Annotated in this window: 24 protein-coding genes and 1 other annotated feature; of the genes, 12 read left to right on the top strand and 12 right to left on the bottom strand. The window is 35.8% G+C overall.

Annotation, left to right across the window (positions count from 1 at the left end; genetic code table 11):
* Nucleotides 1–438, bottom strand: a complete 438-nt coding sequence (locus AC4BBX_RS07940) for a helix-turn-helix domain-containing protein (RefSeq protein ID WP_490453349.1) — start codon at nt 436–438, stop codon at nt 1–3.
* Between the two features lie 356 nt (nt 439–794).
* On the opposite strand from AC4BBX_RS07940, the gene AC4BBX_RS07935 reads away from it, so the two are divergent.
* On the top strand, nt 795–1,172 hold the full coding sequence (locus tag AC4BBX_RS07935; protein ID WP_490453348.1) for a helix-turn-helix domain-containing protein: 378 nt from the start codon (nt 795–797) through the stop codon (nt 1,170–1,172).
* A 100-nt stretch (nt 1,173–1,272) separates the two neighbouring features.
* On the opposite strand, the gene pcp is transcribed toward AC4BBX_RS07935, so the two are convergent.
* Complete coding sequence (gene pcp / locus AC4BBX_RS07930) at nt 1,273–1,920, bottom strand: pyroglutamyl-peptidase I (RefSeq protein ID WP_490453347.1); 648 nt, start codon at nt 1,918–1,920, stop codon at nt 1,273–1,275.
* Between the two features lie 162 nt (nt 1,921–2,082).
* Here pcp and AC4BBX_RS07925 point away from each other — a divergent pair, with 162 nt between their 5' ends.
* The 4 genes from AC4BBX_RS07925 to AC4BBX_RS07910 all read left to right on the top strand — a co-directional run bounded on the left by AC4BBX_RS07925 (nt 2,083) and on the right by AC4BBX_RS07910 (nt 4,426).
* Nucleotides 2,083–2,478, top strand: coding sequence for a DUF4809 family protein (locus AC4BBX_RS07925; RefSeq protein ID WP_490453346.1), 396 nt, complete (start codon nt 2,083–2,085; stop codon nt 2,476–2,478).
* A 55-nt stretch (nt 2,479–2,533) separates the two neighbouring features.
* A complete protein-coding gene (locus tag AC4BBX_RS07920) occupies nt 2,534–3,148 on the top strand; it encodes an Hsp33 family molecular chaperone HslO (protein ID WP_490453345.1) in 615 nt (204 codons plus the stop codon).
* Complete coding sequence (locus AC4BBX_RS07915; RefSeq protein ID WP_490453344.1) at nt 3,141–3,812, top strand: MerR family transcriptional regulator; 672 nt, start codon at nt 3,141–3,143, stop codon at nt 3,810–3,812. Before AC4BBX_RS07920 ends, AC4BBX_RS07915 begins: the two co-directional genes overlap by 8 nt.
* Before the next feature lie 122 nt (nt 3,813–3,934).
* A complete protein-coding gene (locus tag AC4BBX_RS07910; RefSeq protein ID WP_490453343.1) occupies nt 3,935–4,426 on the top strand; it encodes a helix-turn-helix domain-containing protein in 492 nt (163 codons plus the stop codon).
* 158 nt (nt 4,427–4,584) lie between these two features.
* Here the strand turns inward: AC4BBX_RS07910 and mnmM are convergent, their stop codons facing one another.
* From mnmM to AC4BBX_RS07895, 3 genes are read right to left on the bottom strand one after another with little or no spacing between them, the layout of a single operon-like run.
* Nucleotides 4,585–5,148 carry a tRNA 5-(aminomethyl)-2-thiouridylate-methyltransferase MnmM gene (gene mnmM / locus AC4BBX_RS07905; RefSeq protein ID WP_490453342.1) on the bottom strand — a complete coding sequence of 188 codons (564 nt, stop codon included), beginning with the start codon at nt 5,146–5,148 and terminating at the stop codon, nt 4,585–4,587.
* Nucleotides 5,123–6,109 carry a tRNA modification radical SAM protein MnmL/YtqA gene (gene mnmL / locus AC4BBX_RS07900; RefSeq protein ID WP_490453341.1) on the bottom strand — a complete coding sequence of 329 codons (987 nt, stop codon included), beginning with the start codon at nt 6,107–6,109 and terminating at the stop codon, nt 5,123–5,125. The genes mnmM and mnmL overlap by 26 nt, the downstream gene beginning before the upstream one ends.
* A gap of 5 nt (nt 6,110–6,114) precedes the next feature.
* The gene (locus AC4BBX_RS07895) at nt 6,115–6,756 is read right to left on the bottom strand and encodes a phosphatase PAP2 family protein (RefSeq protein WP_490455782.1); all 642 of its coding nucleotides are present in this window, start codon (nt 6,754–6,756) and stop codon (nt 6,115–6,117) included.
* Nucleotides 6,757–6,997: 241 nt separating this feature from the next.
* Between AC4BBX_RS07895 and AC4BBX_RS07890 the strand changes: the two genes are divergently transcribed.
* The 3 genes from AC4BBX_RS07890 to leuS all read left to right on the top strand — a co-directional run bounded on the left by AC4BBX_RS07890 (nt 6,998) and on the right by leuS (nt 12,845).
* A complete protein-coding gene (locus AC4BBX_RS07890; protein ID WP_490453340.1) occupies nt 6,998–9,049 on the top strand; it encodes a LysM peptidoglycan-binding domain-containing protein in 2,052 nt (683 codons plus the stop codon).
* A 149-nt stretch (nt 9,050–9,198) separates the two neighbouring features.
* Nucleotides 9,199–10,110 carry a LysR family transcriptional regulator gene (locus AC4BBX_RS07885; RefSeq protein WP_490453339.1) on the top strand — a complete coding sequence of 304 codons (912 nt, stop codon included), beginning with the start codon at nt 9,199–9,201 and terminating at the stop codon, nt 10,108–10,110.
* A gap of 46 nt (nt 10,111–10,156) precedes the next feature.
* Nucleotides 10,157–10,364: a binding site (T-box leader), on the top strand.
* Between the two features lie 66 nt (nt 10,365–10,430).
* Nucleotides 10,431–12,845, top strand: coding sequence for a leucine--tRNA ligase (gene leuS / locus AC4BBX_RS07880; protein ID WP_490453338.1), 2,415 nt, complete (start codon nt 10,431–10,433; stop codon nt 12,843–12,845).
* Nucleotides 12,846–12,909: 64 nt separating this feature from the next.
* Here the strand turns inward: leuS and AC4BBX_RS07875 are convergent, their stop codons facing one another.
* Together AC4BBX_RS07875 and AC4BBX_RS07870 are read right to left on the bottom strand one after the other, a co-directional pair.
* Nucleotides 12,910–13,446, bottom strand: coding sequence for a helix-turn-helix domain-containing protein (locus AC4BBX_RS07875; protein WP_490453337.1), 537 nt, complete (start codon nt 13,444–13,446; stop codon nt 12,910–12,912).
* Nucleotides 13,447–13,605: 159 nt separating this feature from the next.
* Nucleotides 13,606–15,135 (bottom strand): TPM domain-containing protein, encoded by a 1,530-nt coding sequence (locus AC4BBX_RS07870; protein ID WP_490453336.1) that lies wholly within the window; start codon nt 15,133–15,135, stop codon nt 13,606–13,608.
* 194 nt (nt 15,136–15,329) lie between these two features.
* Between AC4BBX_RS07870 and AC4BBX_RS07865 the strand changes: the two genes are divergently transcribed.
* Nucleotides 15,330–16,439, top strand: coding sequence for a glycerate kinase family protein (locus AC4BBX_RS07865; RefSeq protein WP_490453335.1), 1,110 nt, complete (start codon nt 15,330–15,332; stop codon nt 16,437–16,439).
* Between the two features lie 92 nt (nt 16,440–16,531).
* On the opposite strand, the gene AC4BBX_RS07860 is transcribed toward AC4BBX_RS07865, so the two are convergent.
* The 3 genes from AC4BBX_RS07860 to murE form a co-directional block, all read right to left on the bottom strand.
* Entirely contained in the window at nt 16,532–16,945 is a 414-nt protein-coding gene (locus AC4BBX_RS07860; RefSeq protein ID WP_490453334.1) for an Ohr family peroxiredoxin, read from the bottom strand.
* Between the two features lie 98 nt (nt 16,946–17,043).
* On the bottom strand, nt 17,044–17,268 hold the full coding sequence (locus tag AC4BBX_RS07855) for a hypothetical protein (protein ID WP_490453333.1): 225 nt from the start codon (nt 17,266–17,268) through the stop codon (nt 17,044–17,046).
* Between the two features lie 109 nt (nt 17,269–17,377).
* On the bottom strand, nt 17,378–18,877 hold the full coding sequence (gene murE / locus AC4BBX_RS07850) for a UDP-N-acetylmuramyl-tripeptide synthetase (RefSeq protein WP_490453332.1): 1,500 nt from the start codon (nt 18,875–18,877) through the stop codon (nt 17,378–17,380).
* Nucleotides 18,878–19,055: 178 nt separating this feature from the next.
* Between murE and AC4BBX_RS07845 the strand changes: the two genes are divergently transcribed.
* The 3 genes from AC4BBX_RS07845 (at nt 19,056) to AC4BBX_RS07835 (ending at nt 22,693) form a co-directional block, all read left to right on the top strand.
* Nucleotides 19,056–20,702: a putative polysaccharide biosynthesis protein gene (locus AC4BBX_RS07845; RefSeq protein ID WP_490453331.1), complete on the top strand. Its 1,647-nt coding sequence runs from the start codon at nt 19,056–19,058 to the stop codon at nt 20,700–20,702.
* 150 nt (nt 20,703–20,852) lie between these two features.
* Entirely contained in the window at nt 20,853–21,575 is a 723-nt protein-coding gene (locus AC4BBX_RS07840; protein ID WP_490453330.1) for a pseudouridine synthase, read from the top strand.
* Nucleotides 21,576–21,736: 161 nt separating this feature from the next.
* Nucleotides 21,737–22,693, top strand: a complete 957-nt coding sequence (locus tag AC4BBX_RS07835) for a peptidoglycan DD-metalloendopeptidase family protein (RefSeq protein ID WP_490453329.1) — start codon at nt 21,737–21,739, stop codon at nt 22,691–22,693.
* A 58-nt stretch (nt 22,694–22,751) separates the two neighbouring features.
* Here the strand turns inward: AC4BBX_RS07835 and AC4BBX_RS07830 are convergent, their stop codons facing one another.
* Together AC4BBX_RS07830 and AC4BBX_RS07825 are read right to left on the bottom strand one after the other, a co-directional pair.
* On the bottom strand, nt 22,752–23,270 hold the full coding sequence (locus tag AC4BBX_RS07830) for a helix-turn-helix domain-containing protein (RefSeq protein ID WP_490453328.1): 519 nt from the start codon (nt 23,268–23,270) through the stop codon (nt 22,752–22,754).
* Nucleotides 23,271–23,413: 143 nt separating this feature from the next.
* Nucleotides 23,414–24,586, bottom strand: a complete 1,173-nt coding sequence (locus tag AC4BBX_RS07825) for an IS256-like element IS256 family transposase (RefSeq protein WP_049055330.1) — start codon at nt 24,584–24,586, stop codon at nt 23,414–23,416.
* Nucleotides 24,587–24,725: the final 139 nt, after the last annotated feature.

Genomic DNA, 24,725 nt, shown 5'->3' with positions numbered 1-24,725 from the left:
TTAATTCTCCTCTCTTTGAAATCCAATGACATCCTTCAAAAAGATGAGTCGTTCGATTCGCTGTTTTTTCTCTAAAGTGATTACCCGAATACTATAGGGACTTACCTCGGTGATTTCACAATGTTTTAGGGTAGTTTTTGTAATCGAAATCCATGTAGTGGAACCAGGCTTTAGATAAATGATGAGTGGTTGGTGTAACAAGCTTAGTAGCAGTTGACTAGATTCTTTTTGTACAACTTTTTGTTTCCCCACCAGTTCATCTAGAGATATTTCAAATAGATTAGCCAAATCAACAGCCTTGTCAATGGTAGGTGTTGCTAGATTATTTTCCCAATTAGAGATTGTTTGTCTTGATACTTGTAGTTTTTCAGCGATTTCTTCTTGAGAAAAACCATATGCTTTTCTTAAATGATAGATACCTTCGCCAAAATTTTTCATTTTGATCGCCTCCTAGCCATATAATACGGTAAACTATTAATTAGATTCTATCAAATGTCATTATCATTTGCGCCAATATATTTTACATTTTAAAAATAATTTGTTGAGGATGTAAGAAATAAAGAAAAGTTCTTCCAACAGTGATAATTGAAATTTAAAGTTTACCTTGGTTATTCCCTAGGTAAATATCAGAAGGAACATTGTTTAAATAGAAGGTATCTTATCAGGGGATTTACAAGAGACACCGAAGATACTTGAGTGCTTTGTAAAATTCCTTTGACAGACATTAAATGAAAAGGATTTGAGCTGAAATCATTCAAAAAGTATTTTTATGATAAAAGCAGAGTAGGAAGTCAATGGAGTTAGGTAAGCAGATTCAAAATCAGCGAAAACATTTGGAATGGAGTCAGGAATATCTGGCAGAAAAATTAGGTGTTAGCCGACCAACGATTTCCAATTGGGAGAGTAATCGAACCATTCCAGATGTATCAAATATGTTGAAATTAAGTGTGCTTTTTGGTTGTAGCATAGACGAATTATTGAAGGAGGATAAAGTGATGACAACAAAAACATTTAAAATGATGACGTATAATAATAAAATTACCCCATTGAGATTAGACACAGGTAAAAGCTTGTGGACTTCTAAAGGAGTAGAAGTAAAAGCGAATGTGAATATGGAAACTGGCGAAGTAAAATTTTTCGTTGAAAAAGAGGATTTTGAAAAGATGAAGTGAAAAGGGGATATTTCCAGTAAGAAGAATCATAAAAACATCCAAACGAGCTGAAATGATACTCTAGTCTCTCTCGTTTGGATGTTTTTAGGTAGTACAATTCTTAATGCGTTGTCCCCTCAACTGTTTTTAAATCTGCTTGTTGATCGAATGCAATAATCGCTTTAATCGCAGCAAGTAAAGATTGTGTGATATCTTCAAGACTCATCGAAGGGTATTGAGGTTTATCAACTATTTGTGCGGGGATGAAAGGAACGTGGATAAAACCACCCTTTAGTGCTGGAAATTCCGTTGCAATTAAATATTGAACTTGATACATAATGTGATTGCAGACAAAAGTTCCAGCTGAGTTGGACAAACTACTAGGTAAGCCAGCTTCTTTGATTTTCTGTACCATGGCTTTGACTGGCAGTTGACTAAAGTAGGCAGCATCACCTGTTGGCTGGATTTTCTGATCAATTGGTTGATTGCCAATGTTATCTGGAATGCGTGCATCATCGATATTGATAGCCAATCGTTCAGGTGTCACACAATGACGTCCACCTGCTTGTCCGATATTTAAAACAATATCGGGTTGGTGCTTGAGAATAGCCTTTTTGACTACCTCGGCAGATTGATGAAAAACAGTAGGGATTTCAAGTTTGATTATGGTGGCTTTATCTATTTGATTAGGTAAATTCTTGATGGCTTCCCATGCAGGGTTGATTGTTTCTCCTCCAAAGGGATCAAAACCTGTTATTAATAGTTTCATTTGGAAAAATTCCTTTCCTATAGCTAATCTCAATGATAGCTTGCTCGATAAACTTTATCAAGTAGGTAATTACCTAGGTGATTGTTTAAGGTTGCATGGAAGGGAAGAAAAAAGTTAAAATGAAGATGCATGTGAAATGTTAATCAAGATAGGGGGATTGGAATGAAAGCAGTAATTAGTAGTTCCACGGATTTAATAAATGGTGGTTGTAATGCTTGTCCTACAGTGGCAACAACCTCTTATACATTGGAAATAGATGGAATGAACACGCCACTGGAGGATTTAAATGTTTCTTCATTAGTAATGGCGATTGCTTTAAAAAAGGGTTACCGTCAGAAGTTAGTGATGGATTTTATGGATGAGTATGTAATTTTCGAAAAAGAGCATAAGCAAGTAGAAGTTAAAGAAGATTACGGTGTTCTTCATTATCAAACAATAGACAAGATGATTCAAACATCAGAAAAATTTGGAAATAATGAAAAATTATTTGAAAAAGTCAATCAAGTTCTGACTGAGATCTTTCACTTAGCGACAGTGGAATTTGAAGTAATAGAATAAATTTTCTTGCACCTCACGTTACGTGATAGAGTATGGTAAATATGAGGTGAAGAAAATGAATTGTTTAAAATTATTATCCCAAGAAAAAGATTTTCGAATGGTTGTAGCCGATACTTCTAAAATCAATGAAAAATTACTGGCAGACTTTGCCGGAACACCAACAATGCGTAATTTCTTAGAAGAATTAGTAACTGTAGTAGTATTGTTTGCAGCAGTCAATGATTTTTATACAAAAGTCAGCATGTTGTTCCATTTTGGTAAAGGAAAAACTATTTTTTGTGAACTGAAAAATCAAGAAGTTTCCTTGAGTTATCCAAAAAACGGACAATCTATGGAAGAATGGAACTTGAATCAAGGCTTATTATCCGTGACTGTAGGTGATTGGTCGATAGGTTTGCATACTGGAACAGTGCCAATTACTAGTAATAAACCTGCGGAAATGTTGACATTTTTTTCTAAACAAAGTGAGCAATTGAATAGTCATTATGTGATTTCTTCTAAATCGAAAGGGACCCTTTTACAAGAATTACCCTTTACAGAGCAAGAAGCTGTGGATCAGTTATTGAATCGTATGAAAGATCTAGATAAACACACATTTAAATGGTGGCAAGAAAATTCCACGAAGTTTGGTGAACAAATTTGGCAAAAAAGGATCGAAGTAAATGACTAATTACGTAAAAATAAAAAATTTTGGCAATTTAGTTGGACTTAGTGTTAGAACACTGCAATATTATGATGAAATTGACTTATTGAAGCCTGCTAAAATTACCAAACAAGGTCATCGATTATATGATGATGCTTCTTTTTCGAAAGTATTTATGATTGCTTCGCTAAAAAGAATTGGTATGTCTCTAAAAGATATTCAAAATGTTTTGAATGAAGGAACGTCTTTAGCAGATTTTATTTTAAAAGAGAAACAAAGAACTGAAACGGAATTAATGGAAATCCACCATCGTTTAATGAAGTTAACGAAAATTGCGGATTATTTGGAGGAAGGAAAAGAAGTCACTCCTGAATTAATCACTATTTTGGGTGAAAGTGATTTCTCGGATGAAGTCCTGACTGAAATAGAAACTGTCTCGACAAATTTTGATTTGCAACAAGCACAGAATTTTTTTGAAAGATTAGAAATGTGTTATGAAAAGGACTTGCCATTGGAGCATCCCGAAGTACAAAAGTGTCTTTCTTATTGGCGGACAGTATTGTCATTCGCTCCTGCGTCTGAATGGACAGAGTTTGCCGAAAACTATTATGCTGAGCATCCAAATGAAGCCTATGGAATGAAAGCCGAATGGTATCAATATTTACTTAAACGGTTGAATGAAGCACAATAAATTGAAAAAATGAGCCAACTCAAATGTTGAGATGGCTCATTTTTATACGATGTAAAGAAAATTTGATAGACTTCTTAAAGTATTTTGGCTATCTTGAACGTAGAGATTGGAGGGGATTAAAAATGTTTATAGGAGAAAAAATTAAAACTTGCCGAATGGAAAGTGGTTTGTCCCAAGAAGACTTAGCTGAAAAGTTAGATACTTCTAGGCAAACTATTTCAAGTTGGGAAAATGGCAAAACATATCCAAGTATTAAACAAATTACTATATTAAGCAATTTGTTTAATGTCTCTATAGAAGTTTTGATAAAGGAGGATGTTGAAATTATGAGAGAGAGTTTGGATGCTGATGAAAAAGCAAAGAAAAGAGCTAAAAATAAAGATAGAGAAGTATTAAATCGCCTAAACTTTTTAAGATTTATATTAGTATTTGTAGGTGCATTACTGGCGTATCCTGTGTATACATATTTTGATGGGTTTTGGTTTTTGATTCCAATTTTTATATTGATTCTTGCTGTAATAGTCACAATACCAATACAATTTTATAGAAAAAAATATGATCTTCACAAATATAAAGATATTGTTGCTTTCTTCGATGAAAAATATGATTATTGATTAAATCAAAATAGATACCTGCTTCAGACAAAGGAAGCGTAAAAATCGTAGTAGATGTTTTTTAACTCTATTCAATTTCTAAAGTCAAAGATTATTCAAAAAAATAGCAAAAAAGACATTAGTACTCGTTACTTTTGTCTTTTTTACTATAAAACTAACTACTTCCGCTCAATACAAAATAAAATGGGTGGTTGATTCTGTTGATTGATGAATTGATAGTTTAAAACATTGAATTCTTTTTGTGGTAGAGCTTCACAATAGTCACGGATAGTGGACAATTCTTCAGATCCACCCTCATGTCCATAATAAGCAACGATAATAATCCGACCTCGGCGGGCAAGATGTTTTAGTAAAATATCCAAGGCTTGTTTTGTTGTTTCAGGTAAAGTGATCACTTGTTTGTTACTTTTTGGTAAATAACCCAAGTTAAAAACAGCCGCTTGGATTTCCTCGGTAGTCTCTAGGTAATCACCTAGGTTTTGATGCCCATCATGAATGACGCGAACTCTTTCTAGCAATTTTTGCTCTTTTAATCGTTCTGTAGTGGTAGTGACTGCTTGTTCTTGAACGTCAAAAGCAAATGCTTTACCTGTTTTTCCAACTAATTCAGCTAATAATAAGGTGTCATTCCCATTGCCCATCGTTGCATCTACTACATGATTACCCGGTTGGATACATTCTTTTAAAAGTGTGTGGCTAAAATGTAAGGCTGTTTGTAACATGAATGTTACCTGCCTTTCGTATGTCATTTTTACCTTGGTAAGAACCTCGGTGTAACATTTCAGCATCAATGGCATTTAATGTTTCCCATTTTTTCAAACTCCACATTGGACCAACTAAGGTATCTCTTGGAGCATCCCCTGTTAAACGGTGAATCACGATTTCTTGAGGGATCATTTCTAGCTGGTCGCAAATTAAATTGACATAACGCTCACGAGACAATAATTGCAAACGTCCTTCGTGATAATCACGGAGCATACGTGTATTGCGCATCAAGTGAAGTAAATGTAATTTTATTCCTTGGATATCACTATCTAAAATCGTTCGTCGGACATTTTCTAACATCATTTCATCCGTTTCCCCAGGTAAACCATTGATTAAATGAGTGCAGACACGGATATTATGCTTGCGTAATTTTTCCACACCATCAAGATATGTTTGATAGTCGTGGGCACGATTGATTAAATGACTGGTTTCTTCAAAAGTAGATTGTAGACCTAATTCTACCCAAAGGTAAAGGCGTTCATTTAGTTCGGCTAAATAGTCTATTACGTCATCAGGTAAGCAATCAGGACGAGTACCGATTGATAGGCCAACGACTCCAGGTAAATTAATCACTTGTTCAAAACGTTCTTTGATATCTTTTAACGGTGCGTGGGTATTAGTAAAATTTTGGAAATAAACAATATATTGGTCCACTTGAGGCCATTTTTTATGCATACGATTAATTTCTTTGTGAAATTGCACCGGAAGTGGATCTTCAGGAGCAATAATCATATCTCCTGAACCAGAAACACTGCAGAAGGTACAACCGCCATGAGCCACTGTTCCATCACGATTTGGGCAATCAAAACCACCATCAATTACGACTTTGAATATTTTTCCACCAAATTCGTTTCGTAAGGCGTAATTCCAAGAATGGTAACGTTTATTTTTATCATCTGAATAAAGAAAAGAATTCACAGGGCTTACTCCTTTATTATATGTTTGTCTTTAGCATTTTTATAGATAGGATAGGTCAGTAGTAACCAAGCAAGACCTAAAGAAAAACCTCCTAGAACATCACTTGGAAAATGGACACCAATGAAGATTCGACTAACACCAATTGACAAAATAAAAAGACCCAAAAAGAACTGTAAACTGCGTAATAAGGTTTTATTTTGGATAAAAATTGGAAGTAAAAAAATCAGGGTTCCGTAAAGGACCATACTACCAGTCGAGTGTCCACTAGGGAAACTATAACTATGTTCAGTAACCAAATGTTCTAAAGTTGGTCGTTCACGCATAAATATCAATTTAATCAAAAAATTTAAAATTCCAGCAATACCAACTACGCCAGCACCAAACCAGATGGCTTCAATCGAATATTTTTTGTAAATGAGTAGAGGCAGAATAATCAGAAAGATAATAATGACGACTGCAGGATTGCCAAATTTAGTTACTCCTAGGAAAAAAGAAGTTCCAATGGGATAGAAATATCGAATGGCATCAGTTAATGATTGATCGATGGAAGATAGCCGATCTGTAGAGAACCTAACGAGATAGCTAAAAAAAGCAAAGACAGTTAAAGCGATGATTCCAGATAAGTAAAAGTGAGTTTTATTTTTCATAGCAGCTCCTTTAAACATTTATTTTTCATCCGATTATTATACCACAGACGACTAAGTGTGCGGGTTCTGGAAAAATTATAAGTAAATTGCGTGCCTTTTTTTTATGTTCAAGAAAGAGTAAAAAGAAAAGCATATTACAGACACTTTACAATTATGAAATTGTTGTTGTAAATCTTTAATTCAATCACAGAACCATGTATACTAAGTTCATCATTATTATATAAATATCGGAGGTTTAATAATGGGAGAGAATTTATCAAGAAAAGAGCGAAGAAAGCTTGCTGAACAAACAGAATTTCAGAAGAATATGAAAAAAAGTGCCACAGTTTTAAGTTTAACTGTTACTGCTTCTTCTGTTGTTACGCCCTTATTACCATTAGTACAAATTCATGCAGATGAAATTGATACAGAAATTGTTACTCCTGCTGATACAGAGGAATCCACCGTTGAATTAGAAATCGTTACTAGTGAAGTCCCAGTTGAATCATCCGAAAACATAGATACTGCAAAAGAAATTATTGAAGAGAGTGTAGAAGATCAAGCGGAAGCACCGGTAGAGGAGACTGTTGAAACAGTTGTGGAATCTTCAGTAGTTGAAGAAGAAACAGCCGAAGATGCGCTCGTGGAGGTTGTTGCTGCACCAGTTACAGCAACACTAACTGCTTTTTCTGCGCCAAGCCCAGCTGCGTTTATTGAAGATATGGCGGTTCATGCCAAACCGATTGCTGATGCCAATGATTTATATGCATCTGTAATGATTGCTCAAGCTATTATTGAAAGTGCGTGGGGACAAAGCTTATTATCTAGAGCTCCATACCATAACTTATTTGGAATTAAAGGAAGTTATAACGGCGAAAGTGTGTATATGAATACTCAAGAGTATCTTAATGGTCAATTTGTTACGATGAAAGAACCATTTAGAAAGTATCCTTCTTTCCTAGAATCTTTCCAAGATAATGCACGAACGATTAAAACTGTTTCTTTCCAATCTGGTGTTTATTATTATGCGGGTGCATGGAAAAGTAATACAAATTCTTATCAAGATGCAACTGCTTGGTTAACAGGACGTTATGCTACAGATCCAAATTACAATACTACTTTGAATCGAGTGATTTCTCAGTATAATTTAACTCGTTTTGATTCTCCAGCTTCAGGTGTACCGGGTGGGATGACCAATACTGGTACAGGTGGATCAGGTAGTTCAGGAAATTCTGGTACGAATACACCGTCTACACCAACAAATGGTACTACTTATACAGTAAGTTCTGGGGATACTTTGTCAGCGATTGCCTCAAGACATGGAATTACGTTAAGTCAGTTGAGAAGTTGGAATAGCATTTCTGGTGATTTAATTTATCCAGGCCAAAAATTAGTGGTGAAACAAGGTAGTGCCAGTGGTAGCACGACACCAAGCACACCATCAACACCGACAAATACTAACAATAATACGAATACAAATACAAATACCAACAATAATACAAGTTCCCAAACGTATACAGTGAAGTCTGGCGATTTCTTATCAACAATTGCTTCAAGACATGGAATCACGTTAACTCAACTGCGTAACTGGAATAATATAAGTGGCGATTTGATTTTCCCAGGGCAAAAATTAGTGGTAAAACAAGGTAGTAGCAGTGGTAGTACGACACCAAGTACACCATCAACACCGACAAATACTAACAATAATACGAATACAAATACGAACAATAATACAAGTTCCCAAACGTATACAGTGAAGTCTGGCGATTTCTTATCAACAATTGCTTCAAGACATGGAATCACGTTAACTCAACTACGCAACTGGAATAATATAAGTGGTGATTTGATTTTCCCAGGCCAAAAATTAGTGGTGAAACAAGGTAGTGCCAGTGGTAGCACGACACCAAGCACACCATCAACACCGACAAATACTAACAATAATACGAATACAAATACGAACAATAATACAAGTTCCCAAACGTATACAGTGAAGTCTGGCGATTTCTTATCAACAATTGCTTCAAGACATGGAATCACGTTAACTCAACTACGCAACTGGAATAATATAAGTGGTGATTTGATTTTCCCAGGGCAAAAATTAGTGGTGAAACAAGGAACATCGACTCCTTCTACACCACAAGCTTCTAATTCTACTTCAACAAATAGTAACTCGAATGGAAGATATAGTGTAAAAAGTGGAGATAGTCTTTGGTCACTGGCTGAAAGTAATGGAACAACAATCAATCAATTGAAATCATGGAATAATTTGAAATCAGATACGATTTATGTTGGTCAAAATTTAAGAGTAAAATAGTGAATGGTAGTTTAAACATATCCAAACGATATAGTAGTTTTCGGACGCTATATTGTTTGGATTTTTTATTAAATTCATAAAAACATTGACCTTCCTTGATTCACACCGTACTATATTAGTTAAAATCAATGAAGCAGGGGGAAGAGAAATTGAATATCCAACAAATGCGTTATGTAGCAGCGATTGCCAATAATGGGAGTTTTAGAGAAGCAGCTAAAAAGTTATATATTTCTCAACCGAGCTTGTCTCATGCGATTAAGGAATTGGAAAAAGAGTTGGATGTCCAACTTTTTGAGCGGACGAGACAAGGAGCCTCTTTAACTTCTGAGGGGATGGACTTCTTCCAGTATACTCAACCCATACTGGCACAAGTAGAGCTCTTAGAGAATCGTTATTTAGCCAATGATTCCAATGAAAAACATTTTTCGATTTCTAGTCAACACTATGATTTCTTAGCGATTATTATGAGTCAAATGATTCATGATTTCCCCGAGTATGAGGACTTTCGTATTTTTGAAAGTACAACATTGAATGTTATCAAAGATGTTGAGCAATACCGTAGTGAAATTGGCATTTTGCTCTTTAATGAATCCAACCAAGCTGGTTTAAGCCGCTTACTAGAAAACGGAGAGTTAGAGTATGAAGAATTAACAACTTTTCGCACGCATATTTTTATGGGGGTTCAGCATCCATTGGCAACAAAAAAAGAAATTCATTTGGATGACTTACATGATTTTGCTCAAGTTCGTTTTACGCAAGAAACCAATAATTATACTTACTTTGCGGAGGACTTAATTGATTTCCCAGGGATTTCCCAAGTCATTCATACGAGTGATCGTGCAACACTGACGGGAATCTTACAACGAACCAATGCCTATGGATCTGGTTCAGGACTAGTGGAAAATCCTCAAAACCAAGGAATTGTATTAATTCCACTGGTGGACTCTCCTGAGAATAAGATGGTGATGATTAAAAAGAAAAAACGTAAAATTTCAGCCATCGGGACGGCTTTTTTAACGAATTTAAAGCAATATTTAGATGAATTTTCGCAATCTAAATAAATAAATTGAATTCACTACTTATTTTTGATAGTATGTATTCAATGATAATCTCACGCTTGAGAAGGAATAGTAAATAGCGATCTTTTTACAGAGAGCACATGGGTGGTGGAAATGTGCAAAAGACCTTTTGAACTCGCCTTTGAGTGATTGTTTTCTTGAACGAATAGTAGAGAAAATACGGTGACGACCGTTAAAACGTTTGAGGCTGGATATTCCAGTGAAGATAGGTGGTACCACGTAATTACGTCCTATAAGAGGCTTTTTTGTGCTTCTTATAGGGCTTTTTAATTTTATACTATTGCAATTAGGGGGAGTCAGTGGTGAATTATAATCACAAAGAAGTTGAAAAGAAATGGCAAAAAAATTGGGCCAAAACAAATGCCTTCAATACACTTGATAAAGAAGGAAAACCAAAATTTTACGCATTAGATATGTTTCCATATCCATCAGGGCAAGGGCTACATGTAGGTCATCCTGAAGGTTATACGGCAACGGATATTTTAGCTCGTTTCAAACGTAGCCAGGGCTATAATGTATTGCATCCAATGGGTTGGGATGCCTTTGGATTACCAGCGGAGCAATATGCCCTAGACACAGGAAATGATCCTGCTGAATTTACGAAAAAAAATATTGAAACCTTCCGCCGTCAAATCAATTCATTGGGCTTCAGTTATGATTGGAATCGTGAAATTAATACAACTGATCCAGAATATTACAAATGGACGCAATGGATTTTTACTAAGCTATATGAGCATGGCTTGGCTTATGAAGCAGAAGTTCCAGTAAACTGGGTACCAGAATTAGGCACAGTTATTGCGAATGAAGAAGTGATTGATGGCAAGAGTGAACGTGGGGGCTATGATGTTATTCGCCGTCCAATGCGTCAATGGATGCTAAAAATCACCGCTTATGCGGATCGTTTGATTGACGACTTGGAAGAGCTAGATTGGCCAGAAAGCATTAAAGATATGCAACGTAATTGGATTGGTCGCTCAGTTGGGGCTAACGTGACCTTTAAAGTGGCAGAATCAGATAAAGATTTTACAGTCTTTACGACACGTCCAGATACCTTGTTTGGTGCAACTTATGCTGTCTTGGCTCCAGAATTAGATTTGGTTCAAGCAATTACAACTGATGAACAACGTGCAGCAGTTGAGGCTTATGTCGATGAAGCTTCGAAAAAATCAGACCTAAATCGTACGGATTTGTCGAAAGAAAAAACAGGCGTCTTTACAGGAGCTTATGCTATTAATCCAGTCAATGGTAAAGAAATTCCAATTTGGATTGCCGACTATGTACTAGCAACTTACGGTACAGGAGCAATTATGGCAGTTCCAGCCCATGATGAACGTGATTATGAATTTGCAAAAACCTTTGATTTGGAAATTATTCCAGTTCTTGAAGGTAGCAATGTCGAAGAAGCGGCCTTTACCGAAGACGGACTACACATCAATTCTGATTTCCTGGATGGATTGAATAAAGAAGACGCAATCGAAAAAATTGTTGCGTGGTTGGAAGAAAAAGCGGTTGGGAAAAAAGAAATTAGTTATCGCCTACGTGATTGGTTGTTTTCTCGTCAACGTTACTGGGGTGAACCAATTCCAGTTATTCATTGGGAAGATGGCACAACAACGACTGTTCCAGAATCAGAATTGCCATTGCGTTTACCAAAAACAGAGGATATTCGTCCAAGTGGTACAGGAGAATCTCCACTGGCAAATATTGATGATTGGGTAAATGTTGTTGATCCTGAAACAGGCAAAAAAGGCCGTCGTGAAACGAATACAATGCCACAATGGGCAGGAAGTTCATGGTATTTCCTACGTTTTATCGATCCTCATAATAAAACAGAATTGGCAAGCTATGAAAAACTAGAACGTTGGTTGCCAGTGGATATCTATATTGGTGGAGCTGAACATGCGGTCTTGCATCTATTGTACGCCCGTTTCTGGCATAAATTCTTGTATGATATCGGTGTGGTTCCAACAAAAGAACCTTTCCAAAAACTATACAACCAAGGGATGATCCTGGGTTCAAATAATGAAAAGATGTCTAAATCTCGTGGGAATGTTGTCAATCCAGATGATGTTGTTGAACAATATGGAGCAGATACTCTACGTTTGTATGAAATGTTTATGGGACCATTGGATGCATCCATTGCTTGGAGTGAAAATGGTTTGGAAGGAAGCCGTAAATTCTTGGATCGTGTGTGGCGTTTGATTGTTGATGAAAACGGCAAAATGCGTGATCGTATTACGACTGTGAATGACGGTAAACTGACAAAAGCTTATAACCAAACAGTTAAAAAAGTAACAGAAGATTATGAGCAACTACACTTTAACACGGCGATTTCTCAAATGATGGTTTTTGTTAATGAAGCGTATAAAGCAGATGCATTGCCATACGAATATGTTGAAGGTTTTGTTCAATTGTTAGCACCAATCGTACCTCATATTGGTGAAGAACTATGGGCAATCCTAGGAAATGATGAAGGCATTAGTTATGTTACATGGCCAACATTTGATGAAGCAGCCTTGGTAGAAGATGAAGTTGAAATTGTCCTACAAATCAACGGAAAAGTTCGTGCCAAAGTCAATGTTCCTGCGAAAGCTACTCGTGAAGAACTAGAAGAAATTGCTAAAAACAATGAAGTCATTCAAGAAAATATTGCTGGTAAAACAATCCGTAAAGTGATTGCAGTACCTGGTAAATTGGTAAATATTGTAGCAAATTAGACAAAAAACATCTCCCTAGGTAATACTTAGGGAGGTGTTTTTATTTGAGTTTGTATTTATCGGGTTAGGGATTATTAGAGTCAACTGTGTCTCTTTCTACTGTAGAATAAATTTTTCTATAGCCAAATGTGGAACTCGTAAGTTCAATTGTAGTTATTTCTTTTAGCCATTCATGTTCTAAAGGAATTTCGATTATTTTGTTTTCATCTTTTGATAAATCTAATGTCGTACTGATTACTAGTTCTACGGCATTATTTGTTGTGGAACTTCCCATCATATATCCACTATACGAACGGTAGAAGGGTAAATCTGTCTCTACTATGAGAATATTATTTTCGATTTTTGCAGATGCAATCATGCTATCATCGGTTATGTCTTTGTTAATAATTCTTGGTAATAAGAAAAGTAATATGACTGAAAGTAGCATAGTAGCTAATACATAAAGTACAGTTATTTTTTTCGTTTGAATGTCGGGATAATTTTGATTACTTTCCCAATTTGCGATAGTCGAATGAGAAATATGTAGCTTTTCGCCTAACTCACTTTGAGTTAAGTGATGTTTGTTGCGTAATTCTTTAATTTGTTCTCCGATAGTCGACAATTGTTTCCCCTCACATAATAAAATAAACCCTATTTAAAGTATACAAAATAGCATAAAAATAGATAGCAAATATAAAGAAATCCCTTGTCCAAATCACGGACAAGCTCATTTTCCACCAAAAACAAAAACTACCTAGGTACTCCCTAGATAGTTTTTTGCTTACCAGCTACCTGAAACACCTCCGCCACTACTTCCACCACCACTGAAGCCACCAAAATCTCCAGAGCTATTAGTCGTTGCAGCAGCGATACTCTCCTCTTGTTGAGTGACTTGATTTGTCATCATTAAATAGAGTAATGCGGTATCTGTTGAAGAAGAGTGGTATTGACGATGAACGTTTCCAAGCACTTCTTGGTAATCATCGTTTTCAAATTGATCCATTCGTTCTTTCAAATCAGGATGTACTTGGTAAAGTTTTTCCAAGTCAACTTCAAACAAAGCGTTATCTTTTACTTGTTCAATTGCGTCAGAAACTTCTTTTGTTTTTTTCTCTTGCAATGTTCCGTAGGTTTCTCCATGTAAAAGAATAGCTGCTAGATATTCACCTTGCTTAATTTTTTCTTTTAGCTGTTGAGCTGCTAGTTCTTTGATTTTTTGTTTATAATCAGGAATCAAATGTTTATTTTCATTTAAAATATCAGCAGATAAATCATAGTGTTTGATATTTTGGTTTAATGCCGACTGCAAGGATGGGTAGAAATTACCTAACTCATCCTGTGCAAAAGTTAGCTCGGTTTCCATTTGTTTCATATAGTTGGAATCAATCAGAGCTTTGTCTGCAAAATAGAGTTCTATCTCTTCGTTTTTCAAGCCTTTGAATAAGAGTTGTCGACTTTCAGAAGAGAGGGGTGACTGCTTGATTTTCTTTGGTAAGAAACTTTCTAATAAATAAGCATGGGCACCAGCATTGACATCATCTTGTGTTTTATAAGCGTCAAATTGTTTTCGGTTTTTATAACCCCAAGTAATAAATTCTTGTTGATCAAAGAGTGGATCATTTATAATCCATCGAGGGAGCTCGTGATTGTTTAACCAACGTCTTTTGATCTTAAAACGATTGACTCCAAACAAGCTTAGTAAACCGGTCACGATAGCTAGAAAACCACCTACAAAACTAAAGAAGATTTGGCGATTTTGCTGTCTGATCGCATCTCGTTGTACTTGAAGTAAATAAGCGCCCTCTTGATAAATAGTTGCCAATCCTGTTTGTTTATCGGCTTCTAAAAGATAGTTATAGACTGTTTCTGAGGCTCTTAAAATAGCACCGTCATAGTTTTCGTCTCGCAACATATCCTTGGCTTGATTATCTACCAAGTCATCTTCTGTCAGATTTTCAAAGACAAATGCTAAACCATCTCCATATCCTAAACGAAATTCTCGATCTTCAATGGCAAAAACAAATACTAATCCATTATTGTATTCAGGATTTCCAAAGCCATACTGATCAAAAAGCGCCTGAGTCACTTCTTCAATAGAATCTCCATTCAGATTGGACAAAGTAACAACGGCATATTCAGGTTGTCCATAAAGAGTTCCAAATTTTTCTGTATTTATTTGATTTAATTGTTGAATGGTTTGTTCTGACAAAACGGTCGCTTGGTCTAATACAGAAGAATCTGCAGCCACAATTTTTGTTCCTAAAATAAAACTGGTAAATAATAAGGCAATAAAGAGTCCGAATTTTTTCATTTTAACGCCTCCTAACAAGTTATTTATCCTTATTGTATCTTGTGAAAGACCAGTTGTCATTGGTCCTAGGTCCTATTGAGGGAAGTTTCCAGATGAAATTCAGTATCTCTGTAATTACCTAGGTAAAGGTAAATAGGTTAGGAAATTCTTCGCCATGTTATAATAAGGAGAGAAGACAGAAGGGAGAGATAAGAATGAAAGCAGTTGCTGTGATTGACTCTTTTAAAGGTTGTGCTACGTCAAAAGAATTAAATAGAGCGGTCTTATCTAAGCTACCGAAAGAATTTTCCGAGAAAGTAAACCTTCCGATTGCAGATGGTGGTGAGGGAACTTTAACGGCTATTCAATCAGCATTAGCTGGTGACTGGATTCAAGTAGAGAGCTGTGATCCTCTGGGAAACCCATTGAAGGATTCGTATTTAATTACTGAAATAGAAGAGAAAAAAGTAGCTATCATTGAGTCTGCCCGTTTTATTGGTTTGCATTTAGTGACTCCTTCTGATTCAACGATTCAGCAAGCAAGTTCGTATGGTCTGGGAATGGTGATTAAAGATGTCCTAGGTAAAAAAGTCCAACAAGTTTATGTTAGTTTAGGTGGAAGTGCCACTTCTGATGGAGGATTAGGCATGTTATCTGCATTGGGAGTACAATTAAATCCTAAAACAAAAGCGAATCCATTGTTGTCTGTCGAAAAGTTGAACTTTGATTCTTTATTGGAAGAGTTACAACAAATAGAGATAGTCGCTTTGGCAGATGTAACCAATACATACTTTGGTGAAAAAGGTTTTGCAGAAGTGTTTGCTAAACAAAAAGGCGCTTCGAAAGAAACGATTCTCAAAATGGATCAACAAGCAGCTAAAGTTGCTCAAATTATTCAAGAACAAACAGGACATTCCCTAGGGAATATTTCTGGTACAGGGGCTGCTGGTGGTTTAGGCGGTGCTATTATTAGCATGGGTGGAAGAATTATTCCAGGATTTCAAGCAATTCAAGAAATGATTGGTTTAGAACATTCAATAAAAGATGCGGATTTAATTTTTACTGGTGAGGGGATGTTGGATGAACAAACGAATCAAGGTAAAGTTCCTTTTGGTGTGGCTTCTTTGGCAAAAAAATACAATATTCCAGTAATCGCTTTGTGTGGAAGTCGAGGGGATTCCCTAGGTGAGATGGAGGATTTGTTAATCGGAGCATTTAGTATCCAAAAAGGGCCGATTTCTTTAGAAGAAGCGCTGGATACGCAACAAACTTTAAAAAATATAGCTGATATCGCAAGTGATTTGGCAGCAATTTTTATAAAATAAAAAAGACCCGAACAAAGAAGGTTCGCTCATTTTGCGAGTAAGCTCCTCTTTGCTCGGGTATTTGACTGTTCTTTATTTTTTAGACGTTATGGTTATTCTTCTGCCTCAAAAGTTAATTCAACATTTCCTTTAACTGCTTTAGAATAAGGACAGATATCCTCTGTTTCTTGCATATATTTAAGAGTTTCTTCTTTAGAAAGTCCTTCGATTTTACCAACTAAATGTACAGCCAAATGTAAAGTATTAAAATCTGGTAAATCTCCTAGCAAGGTAACTTCTGCACGAATCGATCTTGGTAAATCACCGTGTCCGTCACGTTCTAAAGGAAAAATTAAAGCTCCGTTGAAGCAAGCGGAAAATCCTGCTGCAAAAAGTTCTTCCGGATTTGTATATCCAGATTTTTTCGTTCCAGTTGTTTTAACTTCGAAATCGCCATTTAGTGATTTACTAACACCTTCACGACCACCTTCGTTAATTACAGTTGCAACGCCCATTTTTTTACTCATAAAGCTATCACCCTTTCTTTTGTATCTAATTTAACTATAGTACAAAAGACCGAGAATGAAAAATAAACTGCACAAAAAAAGAAAGCCTAAAGACTTCCTTACTTTTTTGTTCGTGCGATTCCTAAGAAAAGTGTGCTCGTCGCCACGGCTGGTATGAAAAGTACCCAGATAAAGCCATGTGGAGCTGCGGAACGAGTATAAGGTGTTGTGGATATACCGACAACTCCAAGAGCTATCAGTAATTTCCAAAATAGGAAAAGACTAGTGATTGCGATTAAGCCGACTCCTGAAAAAAACAGCAGTTTCTTTTGTGTTCTACTCATGAAATAGATCCCCTTTATTTCATTATTCAACTCATTATACAGAAAAATAAATGAAAGAAAATGAATGTTTTCATAAAGTAAAATTTGTAACATTATTGAAATAAAAAAATTAAGATTCTTGGATTAAGCGCTGTGTAATATGAAAATCTCCTTCATAAGAAGCTTCTTTGCCACGTACTTTCATCATTTGTTCGGTTCCTTTTCCAGCAAGAATGACAGTATCTTTTGCGTCAGCCATCTGGAAGGCCATTGTTACTGCTTTTGATCGATCTAATTCTGTTTGTACCTGTAGCTTGGAATTCGTAATATGAGCAGCAATTTCTTTAGCAATATCCGCCGCATCTTCGAATCCTGGATCATCACTGGTTAGAATGGCGATGTCTGCAGTTTCAGACAAAGCTTTGCCAATATCTGGACGACGGGACAAAGCTTTGTCTCCGGCGCTTCCAGTCACGATAATGACTTTTCCTTCAGGGCGTAATTCTCTGGCCAAATCACCCATGGCTTTAATACTTAGGTAATTGTGGGCATAGTCAACAAAGATAAATGCGCCATTATTTTTTTCTAGTAAGTTCATTCTCCCTGGAATATATGCGTGGGGTAAACTTTTTTGAATGATTTCTTTTGATACTTTAGCAAAGCCTGCCGTCAAAATAGCGGCAGTTGCATTGTCATGATTAAAACGACCGAATTGACTGATTTGATAGGACCCATTCAAATGAGAGGTATCCTCTTCAGTAGTGAGCTCAAATTCTCTTGGTTCATTTGTTTCCTGAATCAAATAATCTCCTGCATTTCTCCCAAAAGTTACATAAGAAATGTTTTCTGTTTCGCATGTATCTTTCAAAATATCAAAGTGATCCGTCTCATGGTTAATAATCATTTGTTTACTATTTAGGAGCAGTTGTCGTTTGCATTCTAAATATTCTTCAAACGTTGCATGTTCAATAGGACTGATATGGTCAGGGCTGATATTTAAGAAAATGCCAATTTCAAAAGTCAGTTGGTGCACACGTTTTGTTTTATAGGCTTGAGAAGAAACCTCCATGACTAAATGAGTCACACCATTGGAAACAGCTAATGCCATTTGTCGATATAAATCTAACGCTTCCGGAGTGGTTAATTTAGATGCTTCAAAGGTCGTTCCATCAAGAGTGGTTTCTTCTGAAGAAAATAAAGCCACCTTATTTTCATAAGCTGTATCTAATATTTTTTTGATAAAATAAGCAGCAGTTGTTTTTCCTTTCGTACCAGTAATCCCAATTTTATACAATTTGTCTTGGGGATTTTGATAAAAAGCTTGTGCGACAACAGCCATAGCCTCTCGAATGTCAGTGACTAGAATAGCTTTAGCATTTACAGAGTAAGCTACTTCAGACAGATAGACAGTGACTCCTTCTTTGACAGCCGAAGTGAGCAATTCTTCTTTAAAATTTACTCCCTTACAAAAGAATAAAGTCTGTCCTTTAATATTTCTTGAATCATAAGAAAGATAAGTAAATGTGGTAGCCTCCAACTCTTGATTTGAGGTTTCCCGCTGTGGTTGACTGGCTAGAAGCTGATGTTTATTCAAAAGTTTGTAAAGTTGATTGAGTGTTAAATTATACATTCGCTTTCCCTACTCCTTGTCTTAAATTTCTAAATAATTATAGCATAGGATCGAAAAATCTGGGCTTTTGTCTGTTACATTTGTTAAATCAACGTAACTAATCAAAAAATTGATTGCGACAATCGCCTTTTCGCATTAAAATGGTAGATATGTATAAAAGAAAGTAGAGAAGAATTCAATGACAAATACTACAACACAAGCATCACCCGAATTAACCAATGAGGATAAGATGGCTCAAGGTTCCGCTTGGATGACGATTGGTAATATTGGTTCTCGTTTGTTGGGAATTGTATATATTTTACCTTGGTATCATTGGCTAGGAGAAAATAGAGAAGTTGGTAATACTCTGTTTAACATGGGATATACTGTTTATGCACTATTTATCATGATTTCAACAGCCGGAATTCCAGCAGCGATTGCCAAACAAGTTGCTTTTCATAACTCTAGAAAAGAATATCGAACTAGTCAGGTTCTTTTTAATCGGACAGTTCAGTTTATGATTGGCTTAGGTGTCATTAGCGCTTTACTTATGTATTTATTAGCTCCCGCTCTAGCGCACGGAGCAGGCGGTGGAGACGATTTGATTCCATCAATGAAATCATTGAGTATTGCCTTACTTGTTATCCCTGTAATGAGTGTAATCAGAGGATATTTCCAAGGGATACATAACATAGCTCCGTATGCTATTTCTCAATTAATAGAACAGATTGTACGAGTGGCTTATATTTTACTTTCAACGTTTATTATCATGAGAATGGGTAGTGGAAATTATGTAACTGCAGTCACACATTCGACCTTTGGTGCGTTTGTTGGAGCCATTGCAGGTCTGGGTATTTTACTTTATTATTTCCGAAAAGAAAAAGTAAAAATGGATGTTCTTGCAGAAATGAGTACAGAAACAGTTGAAATCGACACAATGAGACTGTTTATATCAATTATCAAAGAAGCGATTCCGTTCATTATTTTAGGTGCAGGGATTACGATTTATAAATTAGTCGATCAATTTACTTTTGTCCGAGTGATGAGTAGCTTTACCGAGTATTCAAACACACAGTTATTACGATTGATAGCTTTGTTTAACGGAAATCCAGATAAATTGTCAATGGTCGTGATTGGTTTGGCAACATCGGTAGCGATTGTGGGCTTACCGTTAATTACTGAAACTTACGCAAAAGGCGATCGTAGAGAACTAGCTAAATTAGTTAGTAATAATCTCCAATTGTATACGTTCATTATGTTACCAGCTACTTTTGGTATGATGCTGTTAGCTTACCCTTTAAATACTGTTTTTTATGATCCAAATCGTTTAGGAGCAAACTTATTAATCGCGGTTTGTCTATCAGGTTTAGTTCAAGGTTTATTTATGGTTACTTCTGTGATGTTACAAGGAATTTATGAAAATAAATCCGCAGTCATCTTTTTTGCGATTGGATTAGTCGTTAAGTTGTTAACACAATCGTTGAGTATTCATTTACTAGAATCATATGGCCCAATTCTTTCAACAACAATTGGACTTGGGGTTACTTGTTACTTAAATATCAGAAAAATTCGCAAAAAAACGAATTTTAATTTAGGCTTAACTGTTAGAAGAACGGTCTTAATCCTATTAATGTCCGTGGTTATGGTCTTAGCTGCAGCTATCACAAAAGGAATCTTTGGTCTGTTTTTAAATCAAGACAGCAAATTCCAAGCCTTTGTTTTAAGTGGAATTGTTGGCTTAGTTGGTGTCATTGTTTATGTTTATATGGGATTAAAAATTCGCTTAGCGGATAAATTGTTAGGTTCTAGAATGCAACAATTAAGAGCAAGATTAAGAATTAAATAATTAAGAGGACTGTGGCTTAAGTCAAAATAAGATAGAATATCTGAATAAAAATAGATGAGACTGCTCTGAAAAGCAACTTTCTAAAGTTTGGATATTTTGTTGTTAAATAGACTTAAGTCGCAATCTTTTTTTATATGAGGAGCAAAGAAGATGCGTTTAGATAAATATTTAGCTGACATGGATTTAGGTTCACGAAAAGAAGTTAAAACCTTTATCAAAAAAGGCTTAGTTTCAGTGAATGGAGAAGTAGTTAAGTCAGATAAATTTCAAGTGAAAGAAATGATAGACGAAGTGCTTTTTGACGGGGAACTAATTACCTATCAAAAAGATTTTTATTACCTACTGAACAAACCTGCTGGCGTCATTTCAGCAACGATTGATGATTATGATGAAACAGTTTTGGATTTATTTGACGATGAAGCCTATCGAGAGGATCTATTTCCTGTTGGGCGTTTGGATAAAGATACAGAAGGCTTATTAGTGATTACCAATGATGGAGCATTAGCTCACCGATTGCTTTCGCCTAAACGTCACGTGGAAAAAGAATATTATGCCGAGGTAGCAGGGATGATGACCGAAGCAGACATTCAACAGTTTACCGAGGGAATTCCCTTGGACGGAGAAATGTGTTTACCGGCAAAACTAATGATTGATTCAGTGGATGAAGTAAATGAAACATCAGTCATTCGTTTGATTTTGCACGAGGGAAAATTTCATCAAGTAAAACGAATGGTCCAGTTTGTCGGCAAAGAAGTTATCTATTTAAAACGGATTCGTATGGGTAATTTAAGCTTAGATGAATCATTATCTTTAGGAGAATATCGAGTATTGACAGCTGAAGAACTTCAATTATTGGAGTATCGAAAGACTTGATTTCTGACTTTTTTTCGTAATACTTGTTATGATGTTACGAGAAAAACGCTCTCATTGTAACAAAGAGATTGACCTGAAACAAAATTGTTAATTCTCTGTTATTTACTTATCCAAAATAAGTGCTAAAGTGGGTAAGCTATAAAAACAGAGGAGCGTTCGTATTGAAAAACAAATCAATCTTATTCGCTGCGGTCATCGCAGCTTTTCTTTTGCCGACAACTGTCAAAGCTACAGAGCTTGATGAGGAAGTTGTGGCTATTGAACAAAATATCGTCACTATTGAAACCAAACAAGAGACAATTGCCAATGAAATTGAGCATACAGAAAATCAATTACTAGAAAAAACAGATACTATTGAAGTAAATGAAGAGCGTATTCAAGCCTTAGTAGAAACTTTGGACACTTTAACAGAAAAGTTAGAAGCGTATCTTTCTCCAACCGAAATTGAAGACATTCGTTTGGATGCGGAAGTTGCAGATTTTAAAGTGAATTTCTTTCGTAGAGCAGCTTTTAGAGAAGTGTTAGCTGAATATATCGACACGAGAAAAGCGCTACAGACAGAACAAAGTACGCTGACATTGATTACTGAGCAAATACGTACAATTCAAAATCGCCAAGAAAATTTGATAGACGATGCAAAAGTATTAGAAAAAGAATATCAGTCAGAAGAAACGCTTCTATCAGAATTAAAAGCGAAGCAGAAGAAATTAGCTGAAATGGTTTTTCAACCACCCTTTGCAGGGACATTACCAATCAGTAGTCCCTTTGGTTACCGTCAAGATCCTTTTGGTTATGGGACAGTTATGCATAATGGTATTGATTTTACGGGTGCTATGGGGACACCGATTTTGGCGGCACGTGATGGCGTGGTAGTAGAGGCAGAATTTGGTTATTCTCAAGGAAATTGCGTAATTATCCAACACGACAATGGTTATTACTCGTATTATATGCATTTAACAGATATTTCAGTCGCTGTTGGACAAACTGTTTCTGTAGGCGAACAAGTTGGAACCATGGGGACAACCGGTTCATCAACAGGTGTTCATCTACACTTTGGTTTGAGCCGAGGCATGTGGAGTGATTATGTTGATCCAACGTCATTGATTGGTTTGGGATAGAGAGTAACTATATATAGATTAAAAACCAATCCTGATTGTGAGGATTGGTTTTTTTAGGTTAGTTTATTTTTTCGATTTGGACCTCTCCCCAATCTAAATAATTTGCAATATGACCGTACGCTGCAAATAAATTAAAAAAGATAGCAACAATGCACACAAGATAAACTAATTTATAAAAAGAATTTGTTTTTTTATTTCTCCATATACAGAATCCACTTGTGAGTAGTCCTAGAGGAAAGATAAATGAAGAGATACTTGCTAAAACGAGCAACATCAAACCTTCGTCATTTTTTTGTTCTATTTTTTGTCTGATAAAACGAATTTCTTTCTTTTTATCTTTTATTTCTTCATTGTTTAACTCTATTTGATTAGATAAGGCTTCATTTTCACGTAATAAGTCATCAATAGAAACTTGATACAGATCACTTAAAATAAGCAAATGTTCGATGTCTGGAACACTATGACCATTTTCCCACTTAGAAATGGACTGTCGGGATAGATTTAGTTTGCTAGCTACGTCATTTTGTGATAGACCGCTTTCAATTCGATGTATTTTTAACTGTGACGCAAGTGACATATAGATTCACCTCATTGTTTTATTTTACTGTTAGTTTACCATTAGATATGGTTGCTGTAATTATAATGTTCTATATTTTAATTACTTTAAATAAGTCAAGTCCAGACTCCTGTGTAAAATGCTATACAATGTTTTTACCATTTCTACTTATCAAAATTGATGTATTTTCTTGAAGAATAAATCCATTCATCATGCAGGTCCATAAGAACGGCTCCAATTAAGCGATTGGCTGATGTTTGATTGGGGAAGATGCGAATAATCTTTTCTCTTCTGCGTACTTCTTGATTCAGTCGTTCAATTAGATTGGTACTCTTTAGTCGATTGTGGGAATTTCCTTGTACGGTATATTGAAAGGCGTCTTCGAATCCATCATCCAATGATGCGCAAGCTTTTGAATATTTTGGTTGATCGATATAATCATGAATCAATCGATTTTTAGCCTCACGCGCTAAGTTAATATCTGTGAACTTAAAAATTCCTTTAACAGCTTCTCTGAAAGATTTTGAATTTTTTTTAGGAATGGTGGTAAAGATATTTCTTAGGAAGTGAACTTGGCATCTTTGCCAACTTACGTTGGTGAAGGATTTTCTAATGGCAGAGACTAATCCTTTGTGCGCATCAGAAATAACGAGTTCCGTACCTTGTAAACCGCGTTCTTTTAGGTATTCAAAAAATGTTGTCCAGGTCTCTTCGCTTTCGCCACTTTGAATCATGAAGCCGATAATTTCACGGTCGCCATCTTTGGTTATTCCAATCGCTATATGACAGCTTTTTGAGAGTACTCGATTTTCTTCTCGTACTTTTATATAGAGTACATCGGTCATTAAGTAAGGATAATTTTTTTCTGATAATAAACGATTCTGCCACTCGTTAACCATTGGTTCTAGCTGTTCTGTTAAGCTAGAAACGAAGGACTTAGAGACGGATTTACCACAAAGTTCTTCCACAATTTTTGATACTTTACGAGTTGAAACGCCTGATACATACATTTCCAACATTGAAGCAATGAGGGCTTTTTCGTTTCGTTGATAACGTTCAAACACTGTGGGTGAAAAATGGCCATCACGTGTTCTGGGTACTTTTAATTCTAGCGTGCCTATACGTGTCGTAAAGCTGCGCTCATAATAGCCATTTCGTTGACTTTGTCGGTTTTCTGTTCGTTCATATTCTTTTGCTTGAATATATTCTGTTCGTTGATTTTCCATTAGTTGATTAAATACCGTTGTTAAAATATTTTTAGAAACGTCATCCTTTACAGAATATTCAATAATGCTTTGAATCTCTTCGCTTTTCAGTGTAAAATGTACTTGGGTCATGTAAAAGTCCTCCTGGGTATGTTTTTGTCGTTAAAAACATTGTACCGTAAAAGGACTGTTATATGGCCTTTTTACTTTTACACAATTATACGGACTTTATCTTTAAATATACTAGTGATTCCTAAAGATAAAAAGAATT

Source organism: Enterococcus sp. AMC1157 (assembly GCF_058216555.1).
This window is presented reverse-complemented; position numbering and strand designations above follow the sequence as displayed.